Origin of the sequence: Actinomadura sp. GC306 (genome assembly GCF_004348665.1) — a bacterium.
Classification (GTDB): domain Bacteria; phylum Actinomycetota; class Actinomycetes; order Streptosporangiales; family Streptosporangiaceae; genus Spirillospora.
Genome location: NZ_SMKM01000051.1, coordinates 20,418 through 29,666, shown reverse-complemented (window position 1 = coordinate 29,666; position 9,249 = coordinate 20,418). Strand labels below are relative to the sequence as shown.

The following is a 9,249-nucleotide window of genomic DNA, read 5'->3' as shown; positions in this document are numbered from 1 at the left end:
CCCCCGCCCCGCCCGTCTCGTTGACTTGCGGCGTGTTGCCCTTATGGAGCGCTCCATAAGGGCAACACGCCGCAAGTCAACGGAGTCGGGGGTCAGGGGTGTAGGGCGTTCCATCTGGCGGTCAGGGTCTTTTCGGCGTCGGGCGTCAACGTGCCCAGGAGGCGGAGGCGGGCTATGCCGCCGTCCGGGTGGATGTCCAGGCGGACGTGGGTCACCTCCGGTGTGGTGAGGCGAAAGCGGTGCCGGGTGTCGGGCAGGAGGTCCGTTCTCGGCATGAGGGTGCTCCAGGCGTCCCCCGCGCGGGCGTCCATGCCGGAGAGCGCGGCCTGGGCCGGGGCGTTGAACTTGAGGTTCGTGGTGTCGATCTCGGCGAGGCGGATGGCGCCGGGGACCGCGAGCCGGATCACGGCCCAGTCGTGGCCGCCGTCGCGGCGGCGGGCGGTCTCCCAGCCCTCCGCCTGGTTGCGGGCGAGGCCGGGGAACAGCATGTTGTCGGGCGAGGAGTAGAACATGTCCGAGCACTCGACGACGCGGGCGCCGTTCTCCAGGGCCGCCAGGTCGACGGTCAGGCCGGCCAGGAGGCGGGGGTCGGCGACGACCTCGCCGTGCACGCGGAGCCGCGCGATGCCCCCGTCCGGGAACATGTTGAGCCGGACGTGGGTGAACAGGCGTTCCGCGTCCACCGCGAAGGCGTGCACGCTGTCGCCTTCGAGCGGGCTTCTCGGGACGATCTCCACCCAGTCCGCGCCGGAGAGGTCGGCCGGGTAGCCGTCCACGGCGCACGCCTCGACGGACGCGTGCGGCGGGTAGTTGCCCTTGAACCAGGCGGTGTCGATCACGATCCCGCGGACCACACCCGGCATTCCGAGCCGCACCAGCGCCCAGTCGTGGCCGGGGCCGCGGCGCCGGGCGGTCTCCCACCCGTCGTACACCTGGCCCTTCGGCCCGAACGTCTGCGGGGAGAACGCCGGCGCCCACGGGTTGAGGAGGTTCTCCTTCTCCGCGAACGACTCGTCGCTGGCGGCGACGACCGACCCGCCGAGCGTGCGGACGGCCAGGTCCGGGAGGGAGGTGAAGGCGTTCATCGCGGTTCCCGGGTGAGGAGGCGGCCGGCGGGCGGGCCGGTGCCCGCGGGTTCGCCGCGCAGCCAGGTGGTGTGGACGGCCCCGGTCAGCGTGCGGCCCGCGTAGGGGGTGACGGGGTGGCGGTGGTGGAGGGCCGAGGGGGTGACGGTGAAGGTCTCGTCGGGGGCGAACGCGACGAGGTCGGCGTCGTTGCCGGCCGCTATCGCGCCCTTGCGCGGGACGTCGGCCAGGGCGGCGGGCGCCTCGGACATCCAGCGGACGACGGAGTGGAGCGTGTGGCCGCGTTCGCGTGCGGCCGTCCAGACGACGGGGAGGCCGATCTGCAGCGACGAGATGCCGCCCCACGCGGTGGCGAAGTCGCCGCGTTTCAACTCGGGTGTGCAGGGCGAGTGGTCGCTGACGACGCCCGAGACGATGCCCGAGGCCAAGCCCTGCCAGAGGGCCTCGCGGTTGGCGGCGTCCCTGATGGGCGGGCAGCACTTGGCCGCGGTGTCCCGGGCGTCGCCGTCCGTCAGCGTCAGGTAGTGCGGGCAGGTCTCGGCGGTGACCGGGAGGCCGGCCGCCTGCGCCTTGGCCAGGACGTCCAGGCAGCCGGCGGCGGACACGTGCAGGATGTGGGCGCGCACGCCCGTCTCCTCCACCAGCCGGACGACCTGCTCCACGGCGAGCCGTTCGGCGGAGGGCGGGCGGGAGGCCAGGAACTCCGCGTAGCCGCCGCCGGACGGCGAGGTGAGCGACCCGGGGTCCTCGGCGTGGACGATGACCAGGCCGTCGAACGAGGCGATCTCCCGGAAGGCGGCCCGCATCTCGTCCGGTGCGAGGGGCGGGAACTCCGGGACGCCCGAGTCGGACATGAAGCATTTGAACCCGAAGACGCCCAGGTCGTGCAGCGGGCGCAGCGACGGCAGGTTCCCCGGGATCGCGCCGCCCCAGAACCCGGTGTCCACCGCGCAGGCGCCTTCGGCGGCGGCGCGCTTGGCGGCGAGCGCGGCCGGGTCGACCGTGGGCGGCAGGGAGTTGAGCGGCATGTCGATGAGGGTGGTCACGCCCCCGGACGCGGCGGCCCGGGTCGCGGTCGCGAACCCTTCCCACTCGGTGCGTCCCGGCTCGTTGACGTGGACGTGGGTGTCGACAAGGCCGGGCAGCAGCGCGACGTCACCGAGGTCCACGACAGGGCCGAATAGGTCGCCGGGCTCGTACGGGGAGATCGCCGTGATCCGCCCGTCCCTGATGGAGACGGCGGCGGGACGTTCCCCCTCGGGCAGGACGGTCCGCCGCGACCTGATCGTCAGGTCGTCCATGGGGGCCCCTGCACGATGTGCTCGGGCCTGACCGGGACCCGGTGCAGGGCCTTGCCGGTCGCGTCGCGGACGGCGGCGACGACGGCGGGCGTGGACGACAGCGTCGGCGGCTCCCCCGCGCCGCGCAGCCCGTAGGGCGCGGCGGGGTCGGGGTTCTCCAGGATGTCGAGCCGCATCGGCGGCATGTCGAGGATCGTCGGGATCAGGTAGTCGGTGAACGACGGGTTGCGGACGAGGCCGTCCGTCACGACGATCTCCTCCATCAGCGCGAGGCCGAGGCCCTGCGCGGAGCCGCCGTGGATCTGGCCCTCGACCCCCGTCCGGTTCATGATCTTGCCGACGTCCTGGACGGCGGCCAGCTCCACGACCTTGACGAGCCCGAGCTCGACGTCCACGTCCACCACGGCCCGGTGGACGCACAGCGCGAGCTGGGTGTGGCTGTCGCCCTGCCCGGTGACCGGGTCGAGCGGGGTCGTGGGGCGGTGGTGGTACTCGCGGGTGTGCTCGATGACGTCGTCGCCGAGGACGTCCTCGATGGTGCCGAGCACGCCGTCCGCCCGCGAGACGATCTTGCCGTCGGCGACGGTGAGGTCCGCGCGCCCGAGGCGGCCGGCGGCGAGTTCCAGCAGCTCGGCGCGCACCGCCTCGCAGGCCGCCTTGACCGCGCCGCCCGTCATGTACGACTGGCGGGATGCGCTGGACGAGCCCGCGTCCCCCACCCGGTCGTCGGCCGGGGCGATCGTGACCCTCTGCACGCCGAGCTCGGTCCGCGCGATCTGCGCCTGCACGGTGACGAGCCCCTGCCCGACCTCGGCGGCGGCGGTGTGCACGAGCGCGGTCGCCTCGCCGCCGATGACCTCCAGCCGGACGCGGGCGGTGGAATAGTCCTCGAACCCCTCGGAGAAGCAGATGTTCTTGATCCCGACGCCGTAGCCGACGCCGCGCACGACGCCCTCGCCGTGCGTCGTCTGCGCCACCCCGCCCGGCAGGTTCCGCAGGTCGGAGGCGTCCAGCGGCGGCGGCACCGGCATCGCCTCCAGCCGGGTCAGCATCTCCGCGAGCGGCGCCGGGGAGTCGATGACCTGCCCGGTCGCGAGCCGCGACCCCTGCGTGACGGCGTTGCGGCGGCGGACCTCGACCGGGTCGAGCCCGCAGGCCGCGGCGAGCCGGTCCATCATCGACTCGTAGGCGAAGCACGCCTGAACGGCCCCGAAGCCGCGCATCGCGCCGCACGGCGGGTTGTTGGTGTAGACGCCGTACGCGTCGATCCTGATGTTGGGGATCTCGTACGGGCCGACGCCGAGCGAGGCCGCGTTGCCCGTGACGTTCATCGTGGACGAGGTGTACGCGCCGCCGTCCAGGACGATCTCGACGTCCGCGTAGAGGAGCTTCCCGTCCGCCGTGGCGCCGTACTCGTACCGCATCTGGGCGGGATGCCGGTGGACGTGCCCGAAGAACGACTCGTACCGGTTGTACGACATCTTGACGGGCCTGCCGGTGTGCAGGGCGAGCATCCCGGCGTGGATCTGCATCGACAGGTCCTCGCGCCCGCCGAACGCGCCGCCGACCCCGGCGAGCGTCATGTGGATCTGGTCCTCGGCGAGACCGAGGCACGGCGCGATCTGCTTGAGGTCGTTGTGGATCCACTGCGTGGACACGTAGAGGTCGATGCCGCCGTCCTCGGCGGGGACGGCCAGCCCGGACTCGGGCCCGAGGAACGCCTGGTCCTGGATCCCGACCTCGTACTCGCCGGACACGACGACGTCCGCCTCCGCCTTCGCCGCCGCGACGTTGCCGACGCGGACCGGCTGGTGGCGGGTGATGCCGCCGCGGTCCTGGACCTTCAGCCCCTCCGGGTCGGCGAGCACCGCGCGCGGATCGGTGACCGGCGCGAGCACCTCGTAGCCGACGGCGATCCGCTCCATCGCGCGCCGCGCGGTCTCGGGGTGGTCGGCGGCGACGAGCGCGACCGGCTCGCCCTCGTGCCGGACCTGGCCGATGGCGAGGACGGGCTGGTCCTCGGTGTGGTCGATGCCGAACGTCTTGCGTCCCGGCACGTCCTCGTGGGTGAGGACGGCGCGGACGCCGGGCACCGCGAGCGCCGGGCCGATGTCGATCGACGTGATCAGGGCGCGCGGATGCGGGCTGCGCAGCGTCGCGCCCCACAGCATGCCGTCCATCCACAGGTCGGAGGCGTAGGCGAACTCGCCCGCGACCTTGAGCGTTCCGTCCGGCCGCAGCGGGCTCTCCCCGACGCCTCCCCGCCCGGGGGCGGCGACCTGTCCGGGGCTCCGCACCGGCGACGCCATTCAGAGCACCTCCTCCGCGAGCCGCATCAGCCGGCGGTGCGCGGCGGCACCGCGCCGCCCGGCCTCGTCCTGCGGGACGGTCACGAGCGTGTCGTCGGCCACGACCGTCCGCCCGCCGACGAGCAGGCGGTGCAGCGGCGGGGTCTGGCCGAAGGCGAACGCGACGACGGGATCGTCGACGGCCGCGTGGAAGCCGTCCACCCGCCACAGCGCGATGTCGGCGAGCCTGCCCGGTTCGAGGGCGCCGAGCTCGTCGTCACGGCCGAGGCAGCGGGCGCCGCCGAGCGTCGCCATGTGCAGGGCCTGCCGCGCGGTGAGCGCGGTGGGGCCGTGGCGGGCGCGCTGCATGTAGAGCGCCTGGCGGATCTCCCCGGCGAGCGGAACCAGTTCCGCCGACGCGGCCCCGTCCACGCCGAGGCCGACCGGCGCGCCCTCCTTCAGCAGGCGGGACACGCGGGCGATGCCGGCGCCGAGGCGCGCGTTGGAGCTGGGGCAGTGCGCGGTGCCGGTGCCCGTCTCCGCGAGCCGCTTGATGTCGGTGTCGTGGAGGTGGACGCAGTGCGCGAACCACACGTCGGGGCCGAGCCAGCCGAGGGAGTCCGTGTACTCGGCCGGCGTCATGCCGAACTGCTCGGCGGTGTGCTCCTCCTCGTCGATCGTCTCGGCGAGGTGGGTGTGCAGGCGGACGCCCTTGTCGCGGGCCAGGCGCGCCGACTCGACCAGCAGGTCGCGGCTGACGGTGAACGGGGAGCAGGGCGCGACGGCGATGCGGAGCATGGAGCCGGGCGACGGGTCGTGGTACCGGTCGATCGCGGCGGCGGTCTCGGCGAGGATCGTCTCGAGGTCCTCCACGACCTCGTCCGGGGGCAGCCCGCCCTGGGACTGCCCGCGGTCCATCGACCCCCGGCACGGGTGGAACCGCACGCCGATCTCGGCCGCCGCGTCGATCTCCGCCGCGAGCAGGTCGCCGCGCCCGCTCGGGAACAGGTAGTGGTGGTCGGTGGACGTGGTGCAGCCCGACTTGGCGAGCCATCCGAGCCCGGCGGTCGCCGCGCCGGACACGACCTCGGCGTCCATCTTCGACCAGGGCCGGTAGAGGGTCGTCAGCCACTCGAACAGGGTGCCGTCGACGGCCATGCCCTGGCTCGCCCACTGGTAGAGGTGGTGGTGGGTGTTGACGAGACCGGGGGTGGCGAGGCATCCGGTGCCGTCGATCCGCTCGGCGCCGGGCGCGGGCGGCGCCGCTCCCGGGCCGACGGCCGTGATGCGGTCGCCCTCGATCACGATGTGGCCGCCCGGGTACTCCTCCCCCGAGACGGTGACGACGTGCGCGTTCTCGATGACGATCGTCTTGTCATGCGGCTTGTCATGCGGCTCGTCGTGCGTCATGTCGCGGCGGCCTTTCGCTCGGCGGCCTTTCGCTCGGCGGCGAGGCGCACCGCGTCCAGGATCTTCTCGTAGCCGGTGCAGCGGCACAGGTTCCCGGCGAGCGCCTCGCGGATCTCGGCGTCGGTCGGCGCGGGGTTCCGCGCGATCAGGTCGTGCGTCTGGACGATCAGGCCGGGCGTGCAGAACCCGCACTGCACGGCGCCGGTCTCGGCGAACGCCTCCTGCACCGGATCGAGCCGCCCGCTGCCCGGCGGCCCCTCGGCGAGCCCCTCGACCGTGCGGACGTCGCGTCCCTCCGCCTGCCCGGCCGCGACGAGGCACGCGCACGCCGGGACGCCGTCCAGGTACACCGTGCAGGACCCGCATTCGCCCTGCTCGCACGCGTTCTTCGAGCCGGGCAGGCCCATCCGCTCCCGCAGCATGTAGAGCAGGCTCTCGCCCTCCCACACGTCGTCCACGGTCTCCGCGGCGCCGTTGACGGTGACGTTCACGCGCATCAGGAGGCCCTCCTTCCCGCGTTCCGGTGGTCGTTCCAGGCCCAGGTCAGGGTGCGGCGGGCCAGCACCGCCAGGGAGTGTCGGCGGTAGTCGCCGGTCCCCCGGACGTCGTCGATCGGCGAGGACGCGTCCGCCACCAGCTCGCCGAACCGCCGCGCCGCCGCCTCGGCGAGCGGGCCGCGGCCGGCCCAGTCGAGCTCGCCGGAGATGAACTCCTCGGCGGCGGTGGCGCGGCGCGGTGTCGGGGCGGCCGAGCCGAGGCCCGTCCCGGCGCGCCGCTCCGCCGGGTGCAGCGCGACCGCGAACGAGCACACCGCGATCACCATCGCGTTCCGGGGGCCGATCTTGGCGAAGTACTGCGGGCCGGACGCGGGCGGCGCCCAGAACGCGCGGATCAGCTCGTCGGGCTCCAGCGCGCTGCGCTTCACGCCGGTGCAGAAGTCCGCCGCCGGGATCATCCGGACGCCGCGCGCCGCCGACTCGGCCTCGACCTCGGCGCCGCACGCCAGCAGCGGCGGGTGCGCGTCCCCGGCGGGGGACGCCGCGCCGAGGTTGCCGCCGACGGTGCCGCGGTTGCGGATCTGCGGCGAGCCGACCGTCCGGGACGCCTGCGCGAGGCCGGGCAGCCGGCCGCCCAGCTCCTCGATCAGCCGGGTGTAGGTCACCCCGGCGCCGACGCGCAGCCGCCCGCCCGCCGTTCCCCCGTCCGCCGTGTATCCGTCCGCCGTGTCCCCGTCCACCGTGTCCCACTCCGCCAGGTCGCGGACGCGGGTCAGGTCGAGCAGCGCCGCCGGCCGGCGCGCGGCGAAGTTGAGCTCGACCATGACGTCGGTGCCGCCCTGCAGGGGCAGCGCGTCCGGCCGCTCCGCCTTCGCGGCGAGGGCGTCCGCCCAGGTCGCCGGTCGCAGGAAGTCCATGTCCAGGCCCCTCGCTCTCTCAGTTCCAGGCGGCCGGGGCGGGCGGGGCGTCGTCGGCGAGGACGGTGCCCTCGATGAGCCCGTACGGGCGGTCCGCGGCGAAATAGACCTCGTTGTCGTTGGCCAAGCCGAACGGCTCCAGGTCGACGAGGAAGTGGTGCTTGTTGGGCATCGACAGCCGCACCTCGCAGAGCTCCGCCTGCTCCTCCAGGACCCGGCGCCCCATCTGGAAGAGCGTCTGCTGGAGCGACAGGCTGTGCGTCTCGGCGAACGCCATGAGCAGCGCCTCCCGGGCGGCGCGGTAGGAGTCGTCCCAGCGCGTGTCGATTCCCCGGTGGCGCCACTGGGCGGTCACGGCGGTGGCGAGGATGCGGTCGTCGGTCGGGGCGAGGGTTGTGTACTCGTCCCGGGCGAACCCGTGGAACTCGCTGCCGGTCGAGTTGAGGACGACCAGATCCGCAAGGCCCGAGACCACCGACTCGTCGCCGCCCTCGCCGTCGCTGTGCACGACCGCCGTGCGGACCTCCCCGCCGGTCCGGACGAAGGAGTGCCCGCCCGTGATCCGCTCCCAGCCGTACTCGTGGATCTCGACCCTGGCGTGGGAGATCGCGGGCTGGGAGCCTACGAAGTGCCGCGCGAGCAGCAGGCCGAACTCCTCGATCGCCCCGATGCCGTGCTTCTTCGCGAACGCGAAGACGGTGTTCTTCTGGCTGTCGGTCGGCAGGACGGCCGCGTTGTCGCCGGTCAGGTGCACCTCTTCCATGGCGCCCGACAGCGCGACGCTGACGTTGACGTCCTTGATCCGGTGCGTCTGCCCGTCCCGGGTGACGCGGACGACCCGCGTCTCCGCCTTGCCGTAGCGGTTGGGGCCGAGCACGACGGCCATCGCCGTCAACTCCCTCGGTAGGTCGAGTACGCGAACGGGCTGATCAGCAGCGGGACGTGGTGGTGCCGCCCCGGATCGGTGATCGTGAACGCCACGGTGACCTCCGGGTAGAAGTCCGACAGCCCCGCCGTGTCGAACGTCAGCCGGTGCACGCCCTCCCCCGGCTCCGCGCCCCACTCCCGGATCCGGCCGTCGGCGTCGGTGCGGGCCTCGGCCAGTGCCGTCCAGGTGCCGTCGTCCGCCCGCCGGTCCAGCCGGACGGCCACGCCCGCCGCCGGCAGGCCCTTCGCCGCGTCCAGCACGTGCGTCGACAGGCTCACGCGTCCTCCCTTTCGCCGAGCCGGGCCAGCCGCAGGTCGACGATCTCGGCGAGCTCGGCCCGGACCACCCGCCGCTCGGTCTCGACGTCATTACCCAGCCGCTCGCGCAGCTCACCCAGCATCTCCAGGGCCGACCGCCCGGACGCCCGGATCAGGAACACGTGCCCGAAACGCTGCTCGTAGGCGCGGTTGCCCTCGACGAGCGCGGCCCTGAGGTCCGCCGCCGCACCGTCCACCCCGGACTGCTCTCTGCGCGACCAGGCGGCCTCCCGCGCCCCGCCCTCCGCGCGCTCCCCGATGCGGGGGTGGGCGGCGAGCGCCTCCTCGACGTCCGCCCACGCCAGCTCGCGCAGCACCCGCCTTGAGGTCTCGCGCAGCACGCCGAGATCGTCGCGGGGCTGCGCGGCCACCGCCGCCAGCCACCGGCGGGACGCGCAGCACGCCGCCAGCTCCGCCTCACCGACCTTCACGCCTGCCAGTACACACAGCCGCCCGCGGCCCGGTCGAGTGACAGGACCTCCGAACTGTGGCCCCGCTCACCCGCC

At 73.9% G+C, this 9,249-nt stretch carries 9 protein-coding genes; all 9 read right to left on the bottom strand.

The genetic code is table 11. The annotated features are described in order from the left end of the window. Positions 1-92: 92 nt before the first annotated feature. Genes alc through uraD form a run of 9 tightly spaced genes read right to left on the bottom strand, consistent with a single transcriptional unit; the run spans position 93 to position 9,174 of the window. Positions 93-1,085, bottom strand: coding sequence for an allantoicase (gene alc / locus E1200_RS10490; RefSeq protein ID WP_131951637.1), 993 nt, complete (start codon positions 1,083-1,085; stop codon positions 93-95). Further along, positions 1,082-2,386, bottom strand: coding sequence for an allantoinase AllB (gene allB, locus E1200_RS10485; RefSeq protein ID WP_131951636.1), 1,305 nt, complete (start codon positions 2,384-2,386; stop codon positions 1,082-1,084). The genes alc and allB overlap by 4 nt, the downstream gene beginning before the upstream one ends. Beyond that, positions 2,374-4,695 carry a xanthine dehydrogenase subunit D gene (pucD, locus tag E1200_RS10480; RefSeq protein WP_207933283.1) on the bottom strand — a complete coding sequence of 774 codons (2,322 nt, stop codon included), beginning with the start codon at positions 4,693-4,695 and terminating at the stop codon, positions 2,374-2,376. Before pucD ends, allB begins: the two co-directional genes overlap by 13 nt. After that, positions 4,696-6,084: an 8-oxoguanine deaminase gene (locus E1200_RS10475; protein WP_131951635.1), complete on the bottom strand. Its 1,389-nt coding sequence runs from the start codon at positions 6,082-6,084 to the stop codon at positions 4,696-4,698. Further along, a complete protein-coding gene (locus E1200_RS10470; protein WP_131951634.1) occupies positions 6,081-6,581 on the bottom strand; it encodes a (2Fe-2S)-binding protein in 501 nt (166 codons plus the stop codon). The genes E1200_RS10475 and E1200_RS10470 overlap by 4 nt, the downstream gene beginning before the upstream one ends. Further along, positions 6,581-7,498 (bottom strand): FAD binding domain-containing protein, encoded by a 918-nt coding sequence (locus E1200_RS10465; RefSeq protein WP_131951633.1) that lies wholly within the window; start codon positions 7,496-7,498, stop codon positions 6,581-6,583. The genes E1200_RS10470 and E1200_RS10465 overlap by 1 nt, the downstream gene beginning before the upstream one ends. Before the next feature lie 19 nt (positions 7,499-7,517). Further along, positions 7,518-8,384, bottom strand: coding sequence for a factor-independent urate hydroxylase (gene pucL / locus E1200_RS10460; protein ID WP_131951632.1), 867 nt, complete (start codon positions 8,382-8,384; stop codon positions 7,518-7,520). 5 nt (positions 8,385-8,389) lie between these two features. Continuing rightward, positions 8,390-8,704, bottom strand: coding sequence for a hydroxyisourate hydrolase (gene uraH, locus E1200_RS10455; RefSeq protein WP_131951631.1), 315 nt, complete (start codon positions 8,702-8,704; stop codon positions 8,390-8,392). Continuing rightward, positions 8,701-9,174: a 2-oxo-4-hydroxy-4-carboxy-5-ureidoimidazoline decarboxylase gene (gene uraD, locus E1200_RS10450; protein ID WP_243708466.1), complete on the bottom strand. Its 474-nt coding sequence runs from the start codon at positions 9,172-9,174 to the stop codon at positions 8,701-8,703. Before uraD ends, uraH begins: the two co-directional genes overlap by 4 nt. Between the last annotated feature and the right edge of the window lie 75 nt (positions 9,175-9,249).